General features: G+C 39.9%; 19 protein-coding genes. 7 read left to right on the top strand and 12 right to left on the bottom strand.

Going from position 1 to position 23,490, the window contains the following annotated elements:
* Positions 1 to 218: 218 nt before the first annotated feature.
* Both ACFQ19_RS06150 and ACFQ19_RS06155 read left to right on the top strand, forming a co-directional pair.
* Entirely contained in the window at positions 219 to 470 is a 252-nt protein-coding gene (locus tag ACFQ19_RS06150) for a GlsB/YeaQ/YmgE family stress response membrane protein (protein WP_379591195.1), read from the top strand.
* Between the two features lie 93 nt (positions 471 to 563).
* Positions 564 to 926 carry a hypothetical protein gene (locus tag ACFQ19_RS06155; RefSeq protein WP_379591196.1) on the top strand — a complete coding sequence of 121 codons (363 nt, stop codon included), beginning with the start codon at positions 564 to 566 and terminating at the stop codon, positions 924 to 926.
* Positions 927 to 1,057: 131 nt separating this feature from the next.
* Here the strand turns inward: ACFQ19_RS06155 and ACFQ19_RS06160 are convergent, their stop codons facing one another.
* Positions 1,058 to 1,798, bottom strand: a complete 741-nt coding sequence (locus tag ACFQ19_RS06160; RefSeq protein ID WP_379591197.1) for a tyrosine-protein phosphatase — start codon at positions 1,796 to 1,798, stop codon at positions 1,058 to 1,060.
* A 29-nt stretch (positions 1,799 to 1,827) separates the two neighbouring features.
* Positions 1,828 to 2,235, bottom strand: a complete 408-nt coding sequence (locus tag ACFQ19_RS06165) for a secondary thiamine-phosphate synthase enzyme YjbQ (protein WP_379591198.1) — start codon at positions 2,233 to 2,235, stop codon at positions 1,828 to 1,830.
* Positions 2,236 to 2,416: 181 nt separating this feature from the next.
* On the opposite strand from ACFQ19_RS06165, the gene ACFQ19_RS06170 reads away from it, so the two are divergent.
* Together ACFQ19_RS06170 and ACFQ19_RS06175 are read left to right on the top strand one after the other, a co-directional pair.
* Positions 2,417 to 3,742 (top strand): alpha/beta hydrolase family protein, encoded by a 1,326-nt coding sequence (locus ACFQ19_RS06170; RefSeq protein ID WP_379591199.1) that lies wholly within the window; start codon positions 2,417 to 2,419, stop codon positions 3,740 to 3,742.
* Positions 3,743 to 3,777: 35 nt separating this feature from the next.
* Entirely contained in the window at positions 3,778 to 4,272 is a 495-nt protein-coding gene (locus tag ACFQ19_RS06175; protein ID WP_379591200.1) for a DUF3887 domain-containing protein, read from the top strand.
* 176 nt (positions 4,273 to 4,448) lie between these two features.
* Here ACFQ19_RS06175 and ACFQ19_RS06180 read toward each other — a convergent pair whose 3' ends face one another.
* Complete coding sequence (locus ACFQ19_RS06180) at positions 4,449 to 5,588, bottom strand: M20 family metallopeptidase (RefSeq protein ID WP_379591201.1); 1,140 nt, start codon at positions 5,586 to 5,588, stop codon at positions 4,449 to 4,451.
* 146 nt (positions 5,589 to 5,734) lie between these two features.
* A complete protein-coding gene (locus ACFQ19_RS06185) occupies positions 5,735 to 7,168 on the bottom strand; it encodes a YfcC family protein (RefSeq protein ID WP_379591202.1) in 1,434 nt (477 codons plus the stop codon).
* Between the two features lie 1,242 nt (positions 7,169 to 8,410).
* On the opposite strand from ACFQ19_RS06185, the gene ytvI reads away from it, so the two are divergent.
* The gene (gene ytvI, locus ACFQ19_RS06190) at positions 8,411 to 9,496 is read left to right on the top strand and encodes a sporulation integral membrane protein YtvI (RefSeq protein WP_379591203.1); all 1,086 of its coding nucleotides are present in this window, start codon (positions 8,411 to 8,413) and stop codon (positions 9,494 to 9,496) included.
* Positions 9,497 to 9,599: 103 nt separating this feature from the next.
* Here ytvI and ACFQ19_RS06195 read toward each other — a convergent pair whose 3' ends face one another.
* The 8 genes from ACFQ19_RS06195 to ACFQ19_RS06230 form a co-directional block, all read right to left on the bottom strand.
* Complete coding sequence (locus tag ACFQ19_RS06195) at positions 9,600 to 10,445, bottom strand: Cof-type HAD-IIB family hydrolase (RefSeq protein WP_379591204.1); 846 nt, start codon at positions 10,443 to 10,445, stop codon at positions 9,600 to 9,602.
* A gap of 121 nt (positions 10,446 to 10,566) precedes the next feature.
* Positions 10,567 to 11,922, bottom strand: coding sequence for a tripartite tricarboxylate transporter permease (locus ACFQ19_RS06200; RefSeq protein WP_379591205.1), 1,356 nt, complete (start codon positions 11,920 to 11,922; stop codon positions 10,567 to 10,569).
* Positions 11,923 to 11,945: 23 nt separating this feature from the next.
* Positions 11,946 to 12,389: a hypothetical protein gene (locus ACFQ19_RS06205; protein WP_379591206.1), complete on the bottom strand. Its 444-nt coding sequence runs from the start codon at positions 12,387 to 12,389 to the stop codon at positions 11,946 to 11,948.
* Between the two features lie 522 nt (positions 12,390 to 12,911).
* Positions 12,912 to 14,396, bottom strand: coding sequence for a LysM peptidoglycan-binding domain-containing protein (locus ACFQ19_RS06210; protein ID WP_379591207.1), 1,485 nt, complete (start codon positions 14,394 to 14,396; stop codon positions 12,912 to 12,914).
* Positions 14,397 to 14,922: 526 nt separating this feature from the next.
* On the bottom strand, positions 14,923 to 15,498 hold the full coding sequence (locus tag ACFQ19_RS06215; RefSeq protein WP_379591208.1) for a GNAT family N-acetyltransferase: 576 nt from the start codon (positions 15,496 to 15,498) through the stop codon (positions 14,923 to 14,925).
* 58 nt (positions 15,499 to 15,556) lie between these two features.
* Positions 15,557 to 17,503 (bottom strand): fructose-specific PTS transporter subunit EIIC, encoded by a 1,947-nt coding sequence (locus ACFQ19_RS06220; RefSeq protein WP_379591209.1) that lies wholly within the window; start codon positions 17,501 to 17,503, stop codon positions 15,557 to 15,559.
* A gap of 100 nt (positions 17,504 to 17,603) precedes the next feature.
* Complete coding sequence (locus tag ACFQ19_RS06225; RefSeq protein ID WP_379591210.1) at positions 17,604 to 19,517, bottom strand: BglG family transcription antiterminator; 1,914 nt, start codon at positions 19,515 to 19,517, stop codon at positions 17,604 to 17,606.
* A 358-nt stretch (positions 19,518 to 19,875) separates the two neighbouring features.
* Positions 19,876 to 21,387: a DHA2 family efflux MFS transporter permease subunit gene (locus tag ACFQ19_RS06230; RefSeq protein WP_379591211.1), complete on the bottom strand. Its 1,512-nt coding sequence runs from the start codon at positions 21,385 to 21,387 to the stop codon at positions 19,876 to 19,878.
* Between the two features lie 350 nt (positions 21,388 to 21,737).
* Between ACFQ19_RS06230 and ACFQ19_RS06235 the strand changes: the two genes are divergently transcribed.
* Complete coding sequence (locus tag ACFQ19_RS06235) at positions 21,738 to 22,622, top strand: TetR/AcrR family transcriptional regulator (protein ID WP_379591212.1); 885 nt, start codon at positions 21,738 to 21,740, stop codon at positions 22,620 to 22,622.
* A gap of 140 nt (positions 22,623 to 22,762) precedes the next feature.
* Complete coding sequence (locus tag ACFQ19_RS06240; protein WP_379591213.1) at positions 22,763 to 23,479, top strand: DUF6612 family protein; 717 nt, start codon at positions 22,763 to 22,765, stop codon at positions 23,477 to 23,479.
* Positions 23,480 to 23,490: the final 11 nt, after the last annotated feature.

The following is a 23,490-nucleotide window of genomic DNA, read 5'->3' on the forward strand; positions in this document are numbered from 1 at the left end:
TTTTCTTAGAAATACCATTTACCTTCAGCTGTCTACGAATTTTTTAGCTTTTCTCGCTTAAAAATAGGAAATCATGAACCAAAAATTTTAATTTGATTCTTTAATCTGCAGGTATGAATAATTCAGGATAGATGTATTTTTATACCTAAAAATGCAGATTTTCCGTTTAAAATTCATGTTTCTGGAGAAATATATAAGTATAGAAAGGATGGATTTTTATGCTAAGTTTTATATGGAGCCTAATTGTTGGCGGAATTATCGGCTGGATAGCCGGATTAATCACAAGCAAAGACTTACCTGGCGGAATCATTGGAAATATTCTTGCAGGTTTTATCGGAGCCTGGCTCGGTTCTTCCATATTTGGACAATGGGGACCTGAAATCGGCGGTTTCTTTATTATACCAGCTCTGATTGGAGCCATTATTCTTATTGTCATTGTCAGCTTTATCATACGTCTGTTTCGCCGTTAATATGTAAGCTGAGATGCACAGAGAATTGGGTGAACACAATGGAAGCAGCTGCATAAGTTAGGTATATAGTTCATATAGAAAAGAGGAATGTATATGCAACCTGACCCTAACCATGCTTATTCTCATGCAGATGAATATCAAGTGTTGGATTATCAGCATCCGCAGCAGTATGATATCCCTGCTTCCCAATATAATGCATACCCGGCACACCAGCATTTGAACCGGCAAGCGCCAGGAGAGCGGGCGTTCTTTTTCCCATTTCTCGGCGGTTTAGCCGGAGGTCTGCTGGGCGGTGCTTTTAATCCCGGCGGCGGACCGGGATACTATGGTCCTCCAGGACCTCCCGGACCGCCTGGACCAATGGGTCCGATGGGATATTATGGTCCCCCAGGGCCTCCCGGACCGCCTGGACCGCCCGGGTATTACAATGGTTACCCGTATCCCCCATACTATTAAATAAAACATGGCAAGCTGCCCTTTGAAAGACGCAGCTTGCCATGTTTTATTCTCCCGGCGCATACGGGCGCTAATCAATCATCGGAAAGTAAAAAGGAGCACCGGCATAAAAACCGTTTGCCCCTTCTCACTTACACTTCTTCTATGAAATCAGCATGCAACAACGTGATCTCTTCGTCCGTCAAACCAACTGCCTTTAAAAAGCCGGCTGCATTCCCGTATTCTTTATATAAATAGTCCAAAAACTCCTCCATATACGAAGGGTCACAGCCAAGCATAGTCTTAAATTGTTTGCGTGACATCATTGGCGGACGTTTATGCAGTTCTTCTTCTGTTAGCTCTTTATATACGCCGGTTAAAGCATAGTCTTCCACAATAATATCTCTTGGAACACCGGCCAAATCTAATAAAATAGCTGCAAGCACACCAGTACGGTCTTTCCCGACACGACAATGGAAAAGAACAGGCTCCCCTCTTTTTTCCAGGAAAACATCCATGATTTCCTGGAATTTCACTTTGCTGCTCTCTAACATAAGAATATACATTTCAACCAATGTTGCAGGTTTCTTTGTAGTAAATGTAGCCGGATCAATTAACGGGATATTGTGGAAATCATACCGTGCTTTATCTTTTTTCTTATATTTTCCTTCTACACTCAGACGCAAATCAATTATTGTATGAATGCCTTTTTCTTCTTGTAAAAAAGCATGGCCCTCAGGAGCCACCAGGTGCAGGGAATCGGCCCGGTAGTATTTCCCCCATTTGGTCTGCTTGCCGTCCTTTGTCGGATAGCCTCCTAAATCACGGATATTCTGTGTTCCTTCTAATGCAACATGTCTGTGCGGGTGATATAATAACGTTTCTATCGTCAAAACACTGTCTCCTCTTCCCTTCTTCTGTCTTAACCTTCTATTATTTTCACATGTACCTTCCGTGTTCTTGGCCCGTCAAATTCACAAAAATAGACACTTTGCCATGTTCCAAGAACCAGCCGGCCGTTTGAAATAATCAATGTCTCACTCGCGCCTACAACCGATGACTTCATATGCCCGTCAGAATTGCCTTCCATATGAACATAGGCTGCTTTATTCGGAAAAGTTTCATTCAGACCAAGCGATAAATCACGGCGCACATCCGGATCTGCATTTTCATTAATGGTAATCGCGCCGGTTGTATGCGGACAATAGACAATCATCATTCCTTCCTGCACACCGCTGTTATCCAATATTTCATCCAATTGTTTATCTAAAAAAACGAATTCTTGCTTCTGATTTGTTTTCACTTCAAAAACTTCTGTCTTTGTTGGCATCTCTTCCACCTCTTTCTTTATCCATCCATTTTCAATCCGGTTTTCACTAGTATAATTCCATCTTAACGAAATAAGCGGGAACCAACAAATAATTAGACTGTTTTGAAACATAATGCTTGCACAAATCGTAAGGAATGGCAGAGCTTTCCTATACTAATCCGATGGAAAGGAGGAAATTATTTTGCCTAGAAGGTACATATTCCCGGTTGTCCTGATGCTGTTCTTGCTTTCTGCCTGTACTGATCAGGAGAACATAGCAGAAAAGAACACAGAAGATATGCTGCAGCAATTACAGGAGGAAGAATACCAACAAGTAACAGAAACATTCTTTTCAGATGCACTCTCAGAAAAATACCCGGCTTCTGAACTGCAATTGTCCTGGGAAGCACACAGCGGAAATAACCTGGAAGAAATCAATCATTTGGAAGCAACTACTGGGGAGGAAGAAACAACCGTTGCAGGAGAAGTTATTTTTGATGATATAACCTTGGAGGTGGATATGATTTGGAATGATGATGAAAGACTGGAGCGTTTAGAAATAGCACCACCAGCAGAAGAATTAACATTACCTGATTCCGTGATGGAGGAAGAGATAACAATCGAAGCGGAAGAAGGATACCCGTTGGATGCTGTATTGACCTTGCCTGCTAAAGAGGATGGGCCTTTCCCGGCTGTTGTCCTTGTACATGGTTCCGGTCCCAATGATAGGAATGAATCTATCTACAGTTACAAGCCTTTTCAAGATATTGCTTATGGATTAGCAGAGGACGGAGTTGCCGTTTTGCGTTATGATAAACGAACCTATACACACGGCGAGAAAATGGCAACAGAGCTAGGTGCGGCCATCACGGTACAGGAAGAGACGATTCATGATGCCGTGGAAGCAGCAGAAATACTTCAGAATGATGATCGCATCCAGACCGATCAAGCCTATATCGGCGGGCATTCTCTGGGCGGCATGGTTGCACCGCGAATTGATGAGGAAGCAGATACAGCTGGAATGATTCTGCTGGCAGGATCTCCGCGTCCATTGTGGGAAATCATGTATGACCAGCAAATCGATTCCATCCCTGACAATCTAAGTGAAGCAGCAGCCGCTCAAAGAAAAGAGCAAGCAGAGGAATTTAAAGACCTTGCAGCGCGTTTACAAGATATGCCCCCGATAGAAACTATGGAATATAACTTTGGCGGCATGAGCGGATATTATTTTCATGAAATGGATCAGTACGATGTCGGTCAAATCGCACGTGATTCCAATAAACCGCTGTTGATTCTTCAGGGGGAAGCGGATTTTCAGGTAACCATGGAGAACGATTTCGCCGCATGGGAAGATATCTTTGAAAACGAAGCACAAGCAACGTTGAAATCCTATCCAAACCTGAATCATAACTTTATTCTTTCCCAAGGAGAAAACAAAGGTACAGTGGAGGAATACAATATTCCCGGGCATGTGGATGAACAGGTTATAACAGATATTAGCCAGTGGATAAAAGAACAAACAGAGTGAGTCATCAATTAACGTATTAAAAGGAGTGTATCATCATGAAAATAAAACTATTCTTGCTTGCAGGCATTGTCCTGTTATTGATTCCATTTTTAGCAGCTTGCGGGGACACAGACTCCGCTTCCGAAAGTGATAATAACAATAATCAGGAAGAAGCTTCCACCACTGAAGCTGACAACAGCGAAGAAAATGGCAGCGATAACTCGATTTCGATCACATCGGAAGAAGCATCGGAAACCTCGGAGAAATTTTTAACGCTAGTAAGCGAGGGGAATTATGAAGAAGCAGAAGCACTTTATGATGAGGTGATGGAGACGGAAATGGCTGCCGGCGATTTAGAAGCAATTTGGAATGAAATGGAGACAGAATTTGGTGCCTTCACGGGATTTGATTATGTAGATGAACAGCAGGCAGATGCATACTATACCTTTATTTACGAAGGGGCATTCGGTGACCAGTCTACTGTCTTCACTGTATCTATTAACGACAATCATGAGGTTGCCGGCTTTTATATCCGCCCGTCGCAAGAATAACAGCTGTTTTGCCCAATAGAAAAAACAAGCTTTTTTGCACGAATAAGCGGAACCTCCGCATCACAAATAGATGGGTGCCTTTCAGTGAAAAGCACCCATCCCATTATTTCATCTTTTCATGTTAAAACACGATTCGAAAAGAAGTTTTGCCAGGTATCTTATACCATCAAAACCTTTTATTCCTCACTTAACCGCTGCAACACATTCGTAAATAACGTCATGCGTTCCTTCAAACTGTCCACTACCAGATATTCTTCACTGGTATGCTGCTTTCCGCCAACAGGTCCCAGACCGTCAACGGTCGGAATGCCCATTGCTGCTGTAAAGGATGCGTCTGATCCGCCGCCGGTTGCTGTATCCGTAACGTTCAATCCAATTTTTCCAGCTTCGGCCTGGATGAGGTCAACAAGACGCTGCACCTCGTCCGTCCATTCCATTGGCGGGCGGTTGATTCCACCTGTTAATGTGATTTCCGTTCCAGCAACAGCACTCTCCCGGGCAATAGCTTGAATTTCTTTATCAATAGCCCCTCCTTGGGATGCTGTGCTGATGCGCACATCAATAGCAGCCTTAGCAGATGGCGCTATGGTATTGACGGAAGTGCCTCCTTCCACCATTCCAACATTGATATGCAAATTATTATCTGGGTCGGCAAGACCTTGTAACTCGATAATTTTATGCGCCAGCTCTTCAATCGCATTGATTCCGCGTTCTGGATTCATCCCGGAATGCGCGGAACGTCCTTTAATATCGAGGTCATAACGTCCGCTTCCACGCCGCGAACTCACAATGGAACCATCTTCTCTTGCCGGCTCCATAACAAGAGCAGCTTTTTTTCCTTTCGCTCTTTCTTCAATCAGCGCTCTGGATGAAACTGTCCCTACTTCTTCATCACTGTTAAGCACAATTTCAACATGCTTATAAGCTTCGTTTTGCTGTTCTATTAAAGTTTTCATCGCATAAAACACCATAGCCTGGCTTGCTTTCATATCGATAACACCAGGTCCATACGCCCGTCCTTCACGAATAGTAAACGGCCGTTCTTCCGCCGTTCCCGCCGGAAAAACCGTATCCATATGCGCCAAAATTAAAATGTCCGGATTTGTGGCATCTTGATGGCGCAATGTGATGGAATTTCCATATACTTCACTTTCATGCACTTCTGAAACAAACCCGATCTGTTCATATGCTTGCCGGAGAAATGTACCAACCTGATCCACACCAGCTTTATCATTTGAACCGCTGTCCGTATTCACCAGTTGTTCAAGCATTTCCAACATGTCATTAAAATGTTTTTCTTCATATACTTGCATCATTACTTCCTCCAACTTGATTATTTATTACTCTACTTGTATCTCTTTCCGTTTTAGAAAATTTTCAAACGAAAATCGCTGCTTCTTATTTAAAAAGAGAGCTGCCTATTCAAAGAATAAACAGCGTAACCATTCCATCAACCAAATGCTTAAAATGGACCGTAGTTAATCATAACTGCAATTCCCATAAATACAGCACCTACTGCTGTCCACCATAAAACCAGAGGAAAAACAAACCTTACCCATTTAGTCCACGAAACCTTCCCGATAGCAAGTACTGCCATCAGTACACCAGAAGTAGGTGTAATAATATTTGTAATTCCATCGCCCAATTTCAATGCTAACACACCAGTCTGACGAGTAATATCAAGCATATCGACCAGAGGAACCATCAAAGGCATTACAATCGAAGCCTGTCCGCTGCCGGATGTCACGAGTAAATTAAACAGCAAATTAAATAGATAAAGTGCTTGAGCGCCTAAAATAACAGGTAACGATTCCAGTGGAATCAGAGCACCATGAACAATCGTGTCGAGTATTCTGCCATCTTCCATGACAACAATAACGGCTCTGGCTATTCCGACTACGAGAGCCCCGTATGTAATACTCCTTGCACCATTCATAAACCTTCTCATAAATTCATTCGGTGTTATCTTATCAACAATCGCAACCGTGACGCCCATCATGATAAAGATAGCGGAAAGTTCATCAATAGACCAGCCAAGATTCAACGCACCATATAGAAATATACCGATAAAACTAAAAAAGATCAGAATAATGACAATATGTTTTTTCGTAAATGTATCATTGCTATGTTCCCCATTCACTTCCGCGCTGGGATTGTCCATAAAGGGATTATCCGCCATTAAACTCTGGCTCGGATCCCTGCTGATTTTGTTCACATACCTGCAAACATAAATAATGGTTACAGCAAGCAAAGCAATAAATACAGCCAAACGCAGAAGCAGACCTGAAAACAACGGGAGCTCCGCGATAGTTTGAGCAATGCCTAAAATGGTAGGCTCTAACACACCAGCTGTATTTCCGACATAATAGCCGAGATACACAATTGCCACACCAGCAATCGCATCTAATTTCATAGCCCGTGCCAGCCCAATACCGATCGGGATAAAAGCAATAACCGCATTCGAAGCAACACCCACAGTACAGATAATCCCGAAAATAGCACTGACTACCGCAATAAGTAATGTTTTATTGCCTCTTGTCTTGCGTATCAGCGTATTTATCCCAGCATCAATCGCACCTGTCGATTCCAGAATAGCGACCGTTCCTCCTATCATAAATATCAAAAATATGATATTCCCGGATTCAATCATCCCTTGTTGAATAGCAAGAAATAAATCCATTAACGATGCAGGCGAGGAATCCACAAATCTGAAACTCCCCGGCACAGCTTGTGTAATATCGCCTACTTCTTCCCGCTCATACATCCCCGCCGGAATGATATAAGTCGCAATTGCCGCGAGTACAGATATTCCAAATATAATGATGAATGCATCCGGCACGGCCCAATACCTTTTCTTAAAACCTTTATCATTCGATTGAATTTTTCGTTTAGCCACCATACCCCTCCTTTTTTACAAAATTGAAACGATTATTAATAGAATATTATTCGTTTAGCAAGCTGTCAATATGGAGATGCATTTATTTATAATACATTTCAGCAAATTCTTATAAAAAACCTTACATTTCGACAAAATAATAAAAATGATACCACGCAACTTCCGCTCCAAAAAATACGCATATAAACCTTGTGAACATGAACTCTATTATCATGCTTGGTTTTCTTTCAATCATTCTTTTATTTTTTGAACAGGAAATGGTATGTAGCTTCCGCTCCGGCCAACCACTTCGCTTTCCGACGTACAACGGTTTTTGATGGGGCGAGTAACCGCAGTCCCAGGACGTACTAGTGCAGACGTTGCAACAACGGTTTTAATGGGGTGAGTAAGCGCAACCCCAGGACGTTGCGTTCTTAGTCTGCCATGGGGACGGCTTCAGCTAACTTGAAAAGAAAACCGCTTTTCAAGTGGATCTTCAGCTCGCCCTGTTCCCACGACGGACAAATGTTTTCGGTGGGGCGAGTAAGCGCAGTCCCAGGACGTCCTAGTGTCGGCCGTTGGTCACAGGACGTGACCGGTCTTAGCCGACTAGGAGTCTCGGTGGTTGGCCTGTGCTCTGATAAGACGCTACAACGTTTGGAAGAAATAACATCCTATTGAAGTGAGATGAAATAATCGCTTTTCAGCTTAAATAAACCATCTTTCTGGTGTTTCAAATGATTGCATGACAGCATGGATCTCATATCGAGTATAGCTTTCATGCACAGAAAAAAGATTGCGGAACATTTTTACCATGCACTACGAGCACTACGAAAAATGTGTTCTTCCTGATCTACTTTTATTTGTTCAACTATTTCATGCATAGAACACCCCACTAGCGAAGGCGGACCGTTTTGACTCCTGAGGGATCAGCACCCTCTGAAGATCCACTTTTGCCAAGCGATCTTCTTGGCAAAAGTTAGCTGAAGAGCGTGCCCCTAGGAAAGCAAAACGGTCCGCCGCAGCGGTTGCCTTACTCCTCACCTTCTCATCTGTGTTAACAGCTATATGGAAGGAGCAATCATACCTTTTCCCTGAAGAATGGAAGTCACTTTTAAAGTACGTAAGTTAAAATCCAATATATAATTCATGTCTAACTTACTAAATCACCCCTCCATACCATTGAACCATTTTACATTTTCGAAATCGAACGATAAAATAATATTGTTGTAATCAATTGGCTTACTAGCGGGAGGAAATTATTTGTTAAATCAATCACTCATCAAAAAAATAACGATCGGCTTATTAATTGTAGCAATAGGTGTGTTTTTATACTTTTACTTTTCCGTATTTGTGCCTGTTTTACTGGCATTATTAACAGCAATCATCGTCGAACCGCTGGTGAATCTATTAAAAAAATCGCTCAAGACAGAGAAACGAATCTGGCCTGTCACGATTGTTTTTACATCGTTCGTCGTTATCGCCTGCGGATTAGTTTATGTGATGCTTACCAGCGCAATCAGCCGTATCGTCGAGTGGGGGCAAAATGTTCCCAGATACGGAAGTGAAATCCAAACGGTTATCGACGAAGTTATTTACCGCTTCAATGACTTAATTGAAGATTCACCGCAGCGCGAATCAATCATTAGTGAGTTGAATCGCCAATCTGATCGGCTGTTGAATACAGGATATGACTTGGTCGAGGACTTCATTGGTATGTTAGGATCCTGGGTGCAATCCATTCCTAACCTGCTCTTTGTTTCGCTGGTTTATTTGATAACCTTCTTTTTATTCAGCCTTGATTTACCAAAACTATTTCAAGCATTTTTCGCTCTTTTCCCTGACAAAACAGCGACAAAACTGAAAACATTCTTCCAGCGTCTAAAAACCGTTTTCTGGGGATATTGGAAAGCCCAATTCCTGCTGAGCGTGATGATTTTTATACTGACTTATCTCAGTTTATTATATATATCACCACATTTCGCGCTTTTCATGACCTTTATCATCTGGCTCGTGGATATTATTCCACTATATGTCGGTCCGGCATTAATCCTTGTCCCTTGGGGCGGCGTGATGATGCTTATCGGCGACGTTCCAACAGGTCTGCAACTGATGATATTAGCCTTATTCCTGCTTATCATCAGACGGATTACAGAGCCAAAGGTACTCGGCAATCAAATGGGACTTGCTGCACTGCCGACCGTTTTATCCATGTATTTCGGTTTTGTTTTCTTCGGTGTACTCGGCCTTATATTTGGTCCATTCGTAGTCAGTGCATTTCAGGCAGCGCATGAAGTTGGTCTGTTTCAATTCGTGAAGAAAAAATCCGTTGAAAAAGTAGAAGAATAAAAACTTGATAATAAATAAAATCCGAATCCAGTCCACAATTTCTTATTGAAACGTGTGAAACGGATTCGGATTTTGTTATCTAAAGAATGATAGCCGCTGCTTTTTATTTAATTATTTCACGTAAGGCATAACTGACCCCGTCCGCATCGTTACTGCTGGTAACATCATCTGCGTATTTTTTTACTTCCGGTTCTGCATTTTGCATGGCAACAGAAGTCCCCGCATATTCAAACATAGAAATATCATTCAGATTATCCCCGATGCAAGCCGTATCTGCTTGGGTAATTTGATAATAGTTTGCCAGTTCTTCCAATGCGTTTCCTTTACTCGCATCCGGATGGGCAATCTCTAATTTTTGATACCCTGAAGTGGTCATGGAGAGGTCCTCCCTGTTTTCCCAGCCTTCCGCAAGCTTTTCCAACGCTTCCCGGCGAAAGGACAAAATAAACACTTTATACGGATCCAGCTCCGTAACACCAGCCTCTAAGTAATCATCTACTTCCACCACACCGTACTGCTTATTTTGTATGTGGATAATATGTGCTGCTTTTTCTTTTTCTTCCGGTGTATCAAAAAGAGCTTCCTTCTCCGCCTCTAAAATCTGCTTTTTATCTTTTTGAATATAAACACCTTTATTTGTATAGATTTCAAAATACAATCCCGATTGAGAAACGGTATCCATGATTTCCGTTAACTTGTCAGAAACCAGTATCTGGCTGCGAATAATCTCTCCATTCACACTGGTTAATGAGCCGTTCGCACAAATCAGCGGAACCTCTATATTGGATAATGCCGCAATTTGCTGCATATCATGCAAAGATCTTCCAGAGCAAAAAGCAACAATATCCCCAGCCGCTTGTCTCATGCGGATAGCTTCCTGATTCGCTGCACTGATTTTTCCATCTTCTCCTAGTAATGTGCCATCTAAATCAATTGCGATTAATTTCATACGTTCCACACCCTTTCCGTTGATATCATATCATATTTGCAGGGATGTTTCGTGTTTGATAGATTGCTGCTGTTATATAGATATAGCGGAGCACGTTTCCACTGCCCCGCTATGTTTCATACTACATTCCCAATAACGCCGTTACAATCCATCCAGAACCATAGAATATCATAAATTGAACACCGATTCCTACACCAAGGAAACGATTCAATAAACCGCCAACCATCGCCATCGCAAAAGTAACCGTCACACTGACAAGCCCGCCTTCATAAAAAGCAAGCAGCGTAACCACCCCGATAAACATGGCAATAATAGCTTCCTGATTAATATGCTTTAATACAAGCACAGTCGCTTTTCTCGCAAAATTCATTGAAAATGGATACGCGATAACCGCAGCAACAATAATCCCAATCAACCCATATAAAAGAAAATCCATCGGTTCCATTAACGTATGTAAGTTATGAACCGGTTCAGTTGTAAATACCGGCGGCGCATTAAATAACGCTTGCGCCGGCCCGATTGCCACAGGACTGAGCGGAATTCCAAAAGCAACAAGCGGAATAATTGTTTCTGCAATATAGGTAGATTCCGTTACCCCATTCATCGTGGATAAGCTGGTGGTTGATTTTTTATATTGCCCTTTCACACGAGAGCCGACTATTTCCCCCATCAACGCTGTCATCCCGACCGGACTTAATGCAAAGGTCAGAGAGGCTAAAAAGGATGTCCCGCCAACCGATGCAGTTTGTTTTTTCGTTAACACCTTGAACGGATTCGGAAAATAGCCCGACCAAGATTTCTTTTCCGGAGCTAATTTATATTCATTTGGCTGCTGCCGCTGAATCAGCGCACGCCCGCTCGCAGAAGAGGCTAATAAAATATCAGTAAACATCGGTCCGATGGCAATCCCCAAGAAGAAACTAATCGATAAGCCTGTTCCCAAAATATTTGTGCTGATCAAGTTCAGCCCTTGGATCACAAGTGCAAGCGGAATAATTAAAATAATGCTTGCCCAGCGTCCTTTGGAAAAATAACCAATCAGCACAGCAGCCAGCGTAAATATAATGCCGGAGTTCTCTTGGAAAAAATCCCCGAACTGACTCAAAAACACAGCAAATGCCAAAGAAATAGGAAGCGCAATAAAGGCGCCAACAACCCCGCCGGAAATCATTTTCCGCAGGGCAATGTGCGGTAGCCCAATTCGCCGCATAAAGTTCGCATGGTCCAGCATTGGTGTTGCTGTGGTATCTCCCGGGACTCCCATTAATGTAGTAGGAATCGCATGCGTAAGATGCTTCGACAGCACGGCAGACATGAAAAAGGCAAAAACAGCCTCTGGAGGTGCTCCTAATAACACAACAATTAAAGTTGCAGGAACAAGCACAGCGGTTTCATCCGAACCAGAAATTAAACCGACAGCAGTAAATATAAGCCCCGCAATAACCGCTAATACGATTGATATCAATACCACATCCATCTTCGTTCATTCTCCTCTTTCCACTATTTCTTCTTTTCTTGTGTATAATCGTTTTTTTCATCAGGAATAAACATGTCATAAAAACCCTGTTCTTTCATCTCTTCTGCGATAACCGGATCATTTAAAATAGAAGCACGTTCTTCTTCCATATCCAACTGCAGGTTCTCATATATTTCCGATAGTTCTGCATTGGTAGACGCAGTTTCATTCAGCGTTCGATTTGGTTTCCATAGAAATGTGTTTACAATCAGACCTGTCACACTGCCGGCAATACCCAGCAGCAAGGAATAGGATGCAATCATTTCTTCAGGGGCAATACGCGGGAAAATAAGCTCCCTGCCTGTGAAAAAACCAATAAAACTGAGCACAACACTGATACAAATCGTAACAATTAAATGCTTCCCGACAACGGTATCACCGATGATTTCAACATACGTTCGAGATTCCTTCTGATTTTGTCCAGCCATTTTTGCTGCCCCCTTTCTATAAAATGTATTTAAATACAGCGTTTGTAAAATCAAACAATCCGATTATACTATATACAAGCTAGTTATACTAGAAGATAGTAGTAGATACGAATTATAGAATATACCATCAACAAGATAGGAGATACTCATTTTTTGCTAAAATAAAAGCCTAAAAGTGCGTATTCAAAAAGTTCGATAAAAAGGACCAAGAAGTTTAAGGCGACGTGTTTTTTACAAGCGGAGCGTATGCTTCTAAATACGTGCGTACCGGAAAAAACACGTCAACTAGAGAATTCGCAGTGTCATTTTTGTTGGACTTTTTGAACATCCTCTAAAAACAAGTTATCATGTTTTCCTGCCTAAACCGGGTTTGTATCAATGATCATATCTAAAAGAAGTAAACGGACCAGATTCTTTTTAGAAATGTATACTACTTACCTGCGATTACTTTACTCGTACCATAAAAAAGGAAAGTACCTTATTATAAAGTACTTTCCCTCAATTTTTTCTATTAAGTTTCTGCTATTCTACTACAGTCACATTAACTTCACGTACGCCCCAGTTAAGAGCCTCATCACGTGTCGGAACATGAACATCGATTTTATTACCGTTAATTGCGCCGCCAATATCGCCCGCTACTGCATTACCATAGCCTTCAACATACACTTCTGTACCTAGCGGAATCACATTTGGATCAACAGCAATTACCTTTTCATTCGGGTTTGCATTTAAGTCAATTCCGGTTGATGTAACACCAGAACATCCTTCACAGTTAGCTGTATACGCGGTAGAAGTTACAGAGATTGTTTCACCGCTAGCTTGTTCTGTGTTGGTTTCCGTTACAGGTTCCTCATTTTCTGTAGAATTTACAGTTTCTGCTTCTTTAGCTTCTTCTGCTTTTCTAGCTTCTTCTGCTTCTCTAGCTTCTTCTGCTTCTCTAGCTTCTTCTGCCTCTCTAGCTTCTTCTGCTTCTCTAGCTTCTTCTGCTTCTCTAGCTTCTTCTGCTTCTCTAGCTTCTTCTGCTTCTTTAGCTTCTTCTGCTTCTCTAGCTTCTTCTGCTTCTCTAGCTTCTTCTGCTTCTTTAGCTTCTTCTGCTTCTTTAGCTTCTTCTGCTTCTTTAGCTTCTTCTGCTTCTCTAGCTTCTTCTGCTTCTTTAGCTTCTTCTGCTTCTTTAGCTTCTTCTGCTTCTTTAGCTTCTTCTGCTTCTCTAGCTTCTTCTGCTTCTCTAGCTTCTCTAGCTTCTCTAGCTTCTCTAGCTTCTCTAGCTTCTTCTGCTTCTTTAGCTTCTTCTGCTTTTCTAGCTTCTTCTGCTTCTCTAGCTTCTTCTGCTTCTCTAGCTTCTTCTGCTTCTCTAGCTTCTTCTGCTTCTTTAGCTTCTTCTGCTTCTTTAGCTTCTTCTGCTTCTTTAGCTTCTTCTGCTTCTCTAGCTTCTTCTGCTTCTCTAGCTTCTTCTGCTTCTTTAGCTTCTTCTGCTTCTTTAGCTTCTTCTGCTTCTTTAGCTTCTTCTGCTTCTCTAGCTTCTTCTGCTTCTCTAGCTTCTTCCTCTGCTTTTGCTGCTTCTATATCTTCACTTGACTGATTATTTTCATTCAATTCATCTTCATTAGCTGATTTATTATCAGATTTTTGTGCAACCGGTGCATTATTTTGTTCCACATTTGATTTCTTAATAGTTAACATCTGACCAATAAAAATAAGATCTGATTCAAGATTATTCCATTCTTTCAAATCAGTAACTGTTACACCTAGTTTATGTCCAATACCAGATAATGTATCGCCCATTTGTACCTTATATTGTTCGTCAATAATTAATAATTGATTTGGATGAATAAGAGATGACTTTAAATTATTTAAATCAAATAATTGGTCAACAGTTGTACTATGTTCTTTTGCTATATTCCATAAATTATCACCATTTTGTACCTGATATCCCGCTGCTGAAACATTTGATAAACAAGAGCCGCCTAGAATGACACCCGTAGCAACCGTAGCTACTAATTTTTTCATTATGTAGTCCCCCTTAAATATTCGACAGTTTCAATATTAGCACATTTTTCCTAAACACTAGGTTACAAAAATGTTAATAGTTTATTACAATTGGTATCCAAAAAGTAATAATTTAATCGTTTTAACAAATAAACCTTGTCATTTTATTGCTTAATTCGTTTACTTCCATTCTATTTCTTGTCCTTTTTTACTATATGATTAGCTAGTTGCCCCGAATCCTTTCATCTTTTACATTCCTTATTATGATATCTCGTGTAAAAAAAGAGCGATATTCTATTCTCTGTCTATCAAAACAAATCTTCATTTTGCAGGATTTTTACGGACGGTTCTCCATAATAATTTCCTTTTCTTGTTAAATCAAAAAATCGCCATGTTATGCCCATTACTTCTATCATTTCAAAACATACTTCAGATAGTGAGGGGAGAAAAGATGGAGACAATGCTTTATTGGGAGTTAAATTTAAGACATATAAAAAAGAAGTTGGAGGCTGACTCCACTTCTTTTTTATACAAAATATTATTTTTATCACGTATATTTTCGAACGAAAACACTCCCTAAAGGCCATCTCCAAATCCGATTATATAACTGCCGATAGAAAGTAATATCATAATCATCTATTTTATCTACATTACTCATCATTCTTAATGGAACAAAAAAGGAATTGATTTTTATATTCGGGTTCAGATGCAAGCCATTCCGTTCATAGAACTGAATCCGGCGAAGCCTGTTGGTATAATCTTGCTCTCCCTTTGCTTTATCCGGATCTTCTACCTCCAATAAAATACCATTGGCGGATAAACTTTTTAACTGGCGCATGAGTTCACTTCCCAGCCCGCTCCCTCTATGTTTCGAACGCACAGCTAAATAAGAAATAAAAATACCATCAAATGCAGCTACTTGCTGATAAATAGCATAACCATATTTTTCTTGGCCATCTGTTAGATAGACAGCTTTCATAACACCCTTCTTCAAATTGCGATTCAATACAAAACGAGGAAGTAATTCAATTCGATCAAAGTCCTGCAGCAAATAATTATGAAGGACTTTGCTATTTATATTGGTTGGATTTACTGTTTCTAAATAATACTTCTTTTGTTGCATGGGAAACCTCCAGAATACTTTTAAACGAAGACTAGTTTTCTAGTATACTATACCTTTTTTACTGCACTTCCTCAAGCAATTTCCATATTTCTTGCTTATCCGTTGCTTCCAAGAGAGCCTTTCGATAATCTTCATCCATCAACTTTCTAGAAAGCATTTGTAAAATTTTCAAATGTGCATCTCCTGCAGCTTCTTCTGGAACAGCAATCATAAAAATCAATTTCGCTTTTTTATCATCCATACTATTCCATTCTACACCTTCTTGGCGAATTCCAAATACTACCGCCGGTTTGCGAACACTTGTTGATTTTCCATGCGGAATAGCAATGTGCATGCCTAAACCAGTTGTACCTTCTTCTTCTCTTTCCAGGATAGCTTGGTAGAAAGTATCTTTTGATGTTAAAATGCCTTCTTTATCTAGTTTATCGACTAATTCTTTAATTGTTTCCTCTTTTGTTTCCGAAACTAACTGCATTTTAATTAGATTGTGATTCATAATATCGGTCAGCTGGTGCATTTCTGTTTCTGTAACTGCACTTTCCTGTGTATCTTGTTCAGACCGCTGGAAAGTGTTTGCTCGCTCCTGTTCCTCTTCTGATACAACAGGAATTTCATCTACTTTTTTCTTCAATAAACTTACAACACCAACGGTTACCAAGATACCTGCAGCGGCTGCTACAAAGAACATAATAACATTATCTACCGCTCCGAGTACTGCTACAATTGGTCCTCCATGAGCAACTCTATCTCCAACACCACCTATCATAGCAATGATGGAACCTGTCATCGAGCCAATCACAATACTCGGAATGACACGTAACGGATCTTGTGCAGCAAATGGAATGGCACCTTCTGTAATTCCAAATAAGCCCATTGTAAATGATGCTTTCCCAGTTTCTTGTTCCCCTTTATTAAATTTTTTCTTATTTATCATGGAAGCAAGACCCAGCCCAACAGGCGGGATACAAATAGCAACAGCAATTGCTCCCATAATTTCATAATTACCTTCAATAATCATGGCCGATCCAAATAAGAAGGCTACTTTATTAAATGGACCGCCCATATCAATTGCAATCATTCCGCCAAGGATGAGTGCAAGAAGAATAGAGCTTGCGCCTTGCATTCCCGACAGCCAGGAAGTCAATCCTTCAAACAACTGAGCAACTGGAGCTCCAATAACTAAGATAAAGAGCAGTCCGACAATAGTTGTTGAAATAATTGGAATAATTATAATCGGCATTACCGGTTGTACAGCTTGAGGTACTTTTATTTTTTTTATTGCTAGCGTAATATAACCAGCTAAAAATCCGGCAATAATACCTCCGATAAATCCTGCATCGGCTTCACTTCCATAGAAGCTTCCATTTGCAGCAATATATCCACCGATGAGTCCTGGTACAAGACCTGGCCTGTCTGCAATACTTACTGCAATAAAACCGGCCAGAATCGGCACCATAAATGAAAAACCTGCTGCACCAAGCGCTTCGATTTGACTCCATATAGTTCCCTCAGGTACAACAATTCCTTCCGGGGTCTGTTCACCACCAAGTGTCAAAGCAATTGCAGTAAGAAGACCGCCTACTACAATGAAAGGAACCATGTAAGAAACCCCATTCATCAAATGACGATAAATCGGATTTTCTTTCTGTTTACGGTTTTGCTTCACTTGATCTACTGACTGCTGTTCTTGTTTATAAACAGGAACATTTCCGTCTTTTACTCTTTGTAGCAACTCCTTAGAGTGACGAATTCCGTCTTGTACACCACCTATAATTAATGGTTTTCCTGCAAAACGATCTTTTTCTATATCTTTATCTGCAGCTATTATGATAGCTTCCGCCGATTCAATATCTTTTGTACTTAATTCGTTCTCAACACCAATAGACCCTTGTGTTTCCACTTTGATATCTATATCCAACTCTTCTGCTGCTTTTTGCAGGTTTTCTGCAGCCATATACGTATGAGCAATCCCTACAGGACATGCTGTAACAGCAAGAACCTTCATCTTTTCACCCTCCATATCTTTACTTATTTATATTTTAAGTATACTAGAGTAAAGCGATGGAAAAGGATAAATTTTTACCACAAGTTACGGTAAAAAAGGACTATTTTAAAAACAAAGATAGAAACTCTTCCTCCGTCTGTGCTCCTGTTAGAGCTCTATATTGAAGGGGATGTTTGCTAAACGAAGCAATTTTATGCATAAACCCTTTGGTCATCTGTCTGTCCTCTTCTCTAACTGCAAGCAAAAATACTAAGGATACCATCTCATCTCCCCACATAATCGGTTTCTTCATTTGTGCAATTGCTATACAGGTTTGGTTGACCAGTTCTGGATTCCCATGAGGCATTGCCATACCAGCTCCAATTAAAGTTGGTGTACTTTTCTCCCTCACCAACGTACTGTGTAAATATGATTGCTCCGCCATTCCTTTTTCAATAATTTGCTTCGCTAAATATTCTGTTACTTCATAGCGATGTTCCAAATCAACATTTAAAAAAATAAAATCCGAATCAATAATTTGTTTTGTATCGGTATCCGTCTGTTCCTTTTTCTGAAAAGATTTAAATTTAGTAAAAAACTGCTGTAATTTTTGCTTATCTCTCTCCTCCATCATAGCAGATATAATCACATGCGGTGGGTTTTCTATTTTTAACGGGAGCGTGGATATAATAAAATCCACATGCTGTTCTTGTAAAAAAGAGGACAGTTCTTTTTTGGAAGTACATCCGAGAATTGTCATGTCTGCATACATGCGCTCTAATTTTGCCTGCAATAAATTAGACATTCCAATCCCCATATGACATACAATTACTACATAATACCTGTTTTCCGCAAGAATCCGCTCCATCGATGCTTGAAAATGCAATACAAGATAAGCAATTTCATCATCGCTCAAATTCAATAAGAATGTTTGGTACAAATCATCTGCAATAGAGGTAAGCAAGTAAAAAAGATAAGGGTATTTTTGCTTAATATCATAAAGTAAAGGATTAGATATAGGCATATTATGCTCCATTCGGTTTATCACCGAATGCATGTGTATATTTAAACCTTCTATCAATGCATCGTCCTGCTCAAAATGTAATTCCGTTCGCTGGCTCATTTCTTGGACAAGTGCATTTGTAAAAGACATTAAGTGTTCATCAGCCAAAAACATTTCAGAACTTGCTTGATATTTTTTTGCACCAATGATATGCCATACAAAATACGTAAATTCTTCTTCAGGAAAACGGACGCCAAAAACTGCCTCCATTTTTTCAAACAAGCGTTCAGCCATCTGATGTTCTTTTGTTTGTTGCTTTTCTCTTTCCATAGAGTGTTTCATATCAATGATAGATTGTTGGCGGATACGCTTTAGCATAACCAGTGCGTGAATAAGCAAGCTTTCTACTCCATCATCTGAAAAGAACATGGTAAACTCTTCATCTAAATCAACCAGCCATTTACGAATTGCCGTAACTTCTGAAGCAGGAAATAAATCTAATATCGCATTCTTCTGCAAATGGGCAGATGGAGTTAATTCGGATAAGTTAACTAGAGCATTACGCTTATTTTCCTCTGTTCCATTGATTACGTTTCCCATTCCCGGCTTGGAAATTAATTCTAAATGATAGTTTTTTAACCATGACTTTATTTGCTCCAATACATGTTTCACAATATTTCTCGATATATAGTACGTTTCAGACAAATGTTGGAAAGGTACAGGCTTCGTGCTAGTCAACAATTCAAAAGCTATCTCCACAATATACTCATCTTGTGTTTTATCATAATTTCCAGGCAGAAATTGCATTAATTTTAAGCGACCACTTTTGCTTGCCTCCAATGAAATGCCAACTCCCGGTTTTCTTAGAATAGAAACCTGAATATTTTCTTCTTGCAGCTCTTTCTCTATTTCCTTTAAATCATTTCGTACTGTTTTTTCGGAGCATTTTAATTCTTCAGCTGCTTCCTGAATTTGTGTCGCCTTTTCATTTTTTAACAAAATACAAAGTAAATCACGTTGACGTAGATTCAAAGCTGCGTTCACTCCTTTTACTATAAAGTGAAACTTCATTCCATGAGGGGAAATCGATACACAAATATTTTCGATGGAAAAGTTAAACACAAAACCGCTTAATTTATGATTACTCATTCTATTAAGAACATTGGAAATTAAATCAATTAAAACATGACTACGTTAACGCAGAAATAATTCTATCTAAATATGCTTTCGTAACCACATTGTCATTTATACTTCTCTTCTGCTACGCCCGGTATTTTTATTATTTAATTTAGAAACGAAAGACAATAGGTTATCCTCCTGCTAGTGTAACATGGTCCATCTCACTAATAAAAACTGCCACCTGACAATTCAGATGGCAGTCTTTTCTCCTTTATTTTTCCGTTGATTTCGTAATGATGTTTCCGTCCGTACCTACTCGCTTAATAAACAGTGCCAGAATAAATGCTAACACAATAATTAACAGAGAAATAAAGAAAGAGAAGTTAATGCCGTGCAGCATAGCCTCATTCATTATTTCCGCTTGCATCTGCTCTGCTGCAGGGCCAGTCGGTATTTGTGACGGATCCATATTTTTCATGGCATCCTCAGCCAGTGCTTCTGCCTCGTTATTCGTCCGGCTGTTCATGATGGTAATCAATAAAGCAGAACCAATTGCACCGGAAACCTGCTGCAATGTATTATTCATCGCCGTACCATGCGGATTTTGATGCATAGGCAGCTGATTTAATCCATTTGTCATAACAGGCATCATGACCATCGACATCCCGAATGAACGAGCTGCAAAGATAACCATAAGCGAGGTGATGGTAATTTCCATATCTAATCGAGTAAAGAGATAGGTTGTAACACCTGTTATTGTTAACCCGACTAGGGTTAACGTACGCGCACCGAATTTATCAAACAAACGTCCGGTAATCGGCGACATAATCCCCATCACAAGCGCACCAGGGAGCATTAATAAGCCAGCTTCAAACGGCGTAAAACCACGAACCGTCTGCACGTATAATGGAATTAATATCATCCCTGAGAACAACGCCATAGCTAAGACAACAGAAATGGCCGAGGACAGGGCAAACATCGGATAGCGGAAAATACGGAACTCCAGCATCGGATCTTCCATGCGTAATTGACGAAGGATCAGTGCAATGACACTAAGCACTCCGACAATTATTGAAATATAAACAGCCGGGTGACCCCATCCCATCTCTGCATCTCCTGCTGAGCTGAAACCATATAATATACCGCCAAAACCAAAGCTGGATAAGATAATAGACAAGACATCCAGTTTGATACCCCGTTGCGGTGTAATGTTTTTTAATTTGAATACCCCAATAAGTAACGAAATAATAGAAATTGGGAGGACGATATAGAATAACGTTCTCCAATCAAAATGTTCTACTACCCATCCCGATAAAGTTGGACCAATGGCAGGTGCCACGACCATAACGAGACCAAATGTCCCCATCGCCGTACCACGCTTCTCAATTGGAAAAGCAGTCAGCATCACATTCATAAGAAGCGGCATCATCACCGCAGAACCTGCTGCCTGAATAAGTCGTGCAATTAAAAGAACCGAAAACACCGGTGATATGGCAGCCAATAATGTACCTAATGTAAATAAGGTCATAGCTGTTAAAAATAGCTTTCTATTTGTAAAACGCTGAATTAAAAACGCACTTGCCGGAATAAGAATCCCATTCACAAGCATATACCCATTTGTCAGCCATTGAACAGACGTCGGGCCGACTTCAAATTCATTCATAATGGAAGGAAGTGCTACGTTTAATAATGTTTCATTTAAAATAGCTACAAACGCACCTATAAATAATATAGCAATCATGCCATAAGGCGGTTGTTTATGCATTTCTTTGATATCTGTCATGGTATACCCTCACTTTCTTTACTCAGAAAAAAGGCACACTTCCCCGTTCGCAGAGAAATGATGCTTTTTCTTCTATTTCATATGTTATATTTGGTACTAAAATCAAAATGCTTTCAGACACGTAAAAATATCTTCTTCAAGAGGATGTTCAAAAGGAGCATAAACACCTTTTTATTGTTGTCCGAATCACTATTCTATTTTAAGACTTTATTATTTTATACCTGCAGTCTAATAAATGCAACAAAAAAATTCCATTGATTTTTAATTGTTGATATATCAATGGATATGGACTACTATAAAAAGTATACAAACATTCTATTTTTCTTAAAATAATGCAAAGGAACGGTTTTATGAATACAAAAAAGAAACAAATCATCCAAGCGGCTCAAACCCTGTTTATAAAAAAGGGATTTGAGGCAACACCGATTCAAGATATTTTAGAAACAGCCAATGTATCCAAAGGAACATTTTATAACTACTTCTCTTCCAAAACAGATTGTTTTATGTCTATTTTAACGTTGATTCAAGAAGAAGTAATTGATGAACGGGAGCAGCTCGCCCATGGAAAATCGGATTCGGATAAAGATGTCTTCGTAAAACAGATCGCTGTCCGCTTTCACATAGACAAAAAACATAACATTGTGGCACTATTTGCATCTCTGACCAATGCCGACCAGGGCCATCAGGAATTAAAGACATTTCTAAACCAGCAATATTTGAAAGAAATCATATGGATGGCAAATCGAATCTGTGATGTGTTTGGTGAAGATAAACAAAAACATGCTTATGATGACGCAGTTACTTGCTTCGGCACCATCCATTTAACCTCAAAATTATTAATGGACATAAGTAAAACAAATATTCCAATTGAAGAGACAATTTATTTCGCACTCCGGCAAATAGAGCAAACGGACAACCATCCTCCATTTTTAAAGGAAGACTATTTCCTGCCCTACCATCCGGCAAAAAACACAGCAGACAAAAGCAGCCAAACACTATTAAAAGAGACACTGACGGACTTAGATAATCTTATATCCGCGCTGGAAAATGATAAACTGAACTACTATCATCATTTTTTATTGGAACAGTTACAAGCGGAGGATCCGAATCTATTTCTGATGGAAAGTGTCATTTATTCCTATCAGCATGCTTTACAGCAAACGGAATTAGAGGATAAAGGAAACTATATTAAAACGTTGTTTATGCAATTAATCGAAGAAAAAAAGAAGAAGTAGCTGTTTTTTTGAAATGAATAATATTCCAATATAAGGAAGAAAAATACATCCTTCCCCGTGTTACACGCAATTTACAAAACCTTTATAAATGATATAGACTATTATGTAGAATCTATATCAATCAGGAAGGTGGTGAAAATGTGAAAAAATTGTTCGTTTTGCTGGCTATTTCCTCTCCTCTCTTTTTAGCCGCTTGTTCCCAGGATGCCAGTGAAGAAGAAGTAACAGAGAATGTACTGACTTCGCATCACGACGTAAATCAATACACAGCGGAATTTCATATTGATACATCCGATGTGGCAAGCACGGTAAGTTACAACACAGAAGTTGCTTTAACCGAAGATCCGGCTGCAAAGCACCAGGTTTCCACGACAGAAGCAGATGGAGAAGAAACAGCCATTGATACATATCGTGCCGACGACGAAATATATATGCAAGAAGCAGATAATCCGTGGGTAAGACGAGAGGCAGAAACAGACGAAGCACTATTCAATCCTTCTTATGGAGATGTTGTTACGGTGCTGGAAAATGTCATTGATTATGCTTCCTTTGATCCGGAAGGAGATACCTACACCTTTCATTATGAAGGTTTTGAACGCGACATCTACGAGGCATTTGAAGGTCCATTCAACATACTCATTGGAGGTTCTGATATCGCTGATGAGGATATGACTTTAGACTATTCCTTTGAAGTAAACAAATCTGATTTCTATATTGAACATATAGAATACAACCTCTCTGTGGAGAATGAAACAGGGAATGTCGATATAAATATCCTTGTTGATTATGATGATATAAATGATGTGGATGACATTGAAATACCGGAGGAAGTCATCGAAGAAGCTTCTTCCTCGTAATACCTTGTAAT

Source organism: Oceanobacillus locisalsi (genome assembly GCF_042675985.1).
Classification (GTDB): domain Bacteria; phylum Bacillota; class Bacilli; order Bacillales; family Amphibacillaceae; genus Oceanobacillus; species Oceanobacillus locisalsi.

What these genes read in the sequence shown, in the direction of transcription:
- ACFQ19_RS06230 (WP_379591211.1), bottom strand. Translation starts at nt 21,387, where the DNA reads ATGACAGATATCAAAGAAATGCATAAACAACCGCCTTATGGCATGATT.
- ACFQ19_RS06215 (WP_379591208.1), bottom strand. Translation starts at nt 15,498, where the DNA reads ATGCAACAAAAGAAGTATTATTTAGAAACAGTAAATCCAACCAATATA.
- ACFQ19_RS06200 (WP_379591205.1), bottom strand. Translation starts at nt 11,922, where the DNA reads ATGGATGTGGTATTGATATCAATCGTATTAGCGGTTATTGCGGGGCTT.
- ACFQ19_RS06220 (WP_379591209.1), bottom strand. Translation starts at nt 17,503, where the DNA reads ATGAAGGTTCTTGCTGTTACAGCATGTCCTGTAGGGATTGCTCATACG.
- ACFQ19_RS06205 (WP_379591206.1), bottom strand. Translation starts at nt 12,389, where the DNA reads ATGGCTGGACAAAATCAGAAGGAATCTCGAACGTATGTTGAAATCATC.
- ACFQ19_RS06195 (WP_379591204.1), bottom strand. Translation starts at nt 10,445, where the DNA reads ATGAAATTAATCGCAATTGATTTAGATGGCACATTACTAGGAGAAGAT.
- ACFQ19_RS06165 (WP_379591198.1), bottom strand. Translation starts at nt 2,235, where the DNA reads ATGCCAACAAAGACAGAAGTTTTTGAAGTGAAAACAAATCAGAAGCAA.
- ACFQ19_RS06180 (WP_379591201.1), bottom strand. Translation starts at nt 5,588, where the DNA reads ATGATGCAAGTATATGAAGAAAAACATTTTAATGACATGTTGGAAATG.
- ACFQ19_RS06155 (WP_379591196.1), top strand. Translation starts at nt 564, where the DNA reads ATGCAACCTGACCCTAACCATGCTTATTCTCATGCAGATGAATATCAA.
- ACFQ19_RS06210 (WP_379591207.1), bottom strand. Translation starts at nt 14,396, where the DNA reads ATGAAAAAATTAGTAGCTACGGTTGCTACGGGTGTCATTCTAGGCGGC.
- ACFQ19_RS06150 (WP_379591195.1), top strand. Translation starts at nt 219, where the DNA reads ATGCTAAGTTTTATATGGAGCCTAATTGTTGGCGGAATTATCGGCTGG.
- ACFQ19_RS06175 (WP_379591200.1), top strand. Translation starts at nt 3,778, where the DNA reads ATGAAAATAAAACTATTCTTGCTTGCAGGCATTGTCCTGTTATTGATT.
- ACFQ19_RS06235 (WP_379591212.1), top strand. Translation starts at nt 21,738, where the DNA reads ATGAATACAAAAAAGAAACAAATCATCCAAGCGGCTCAAACCCTGTTT.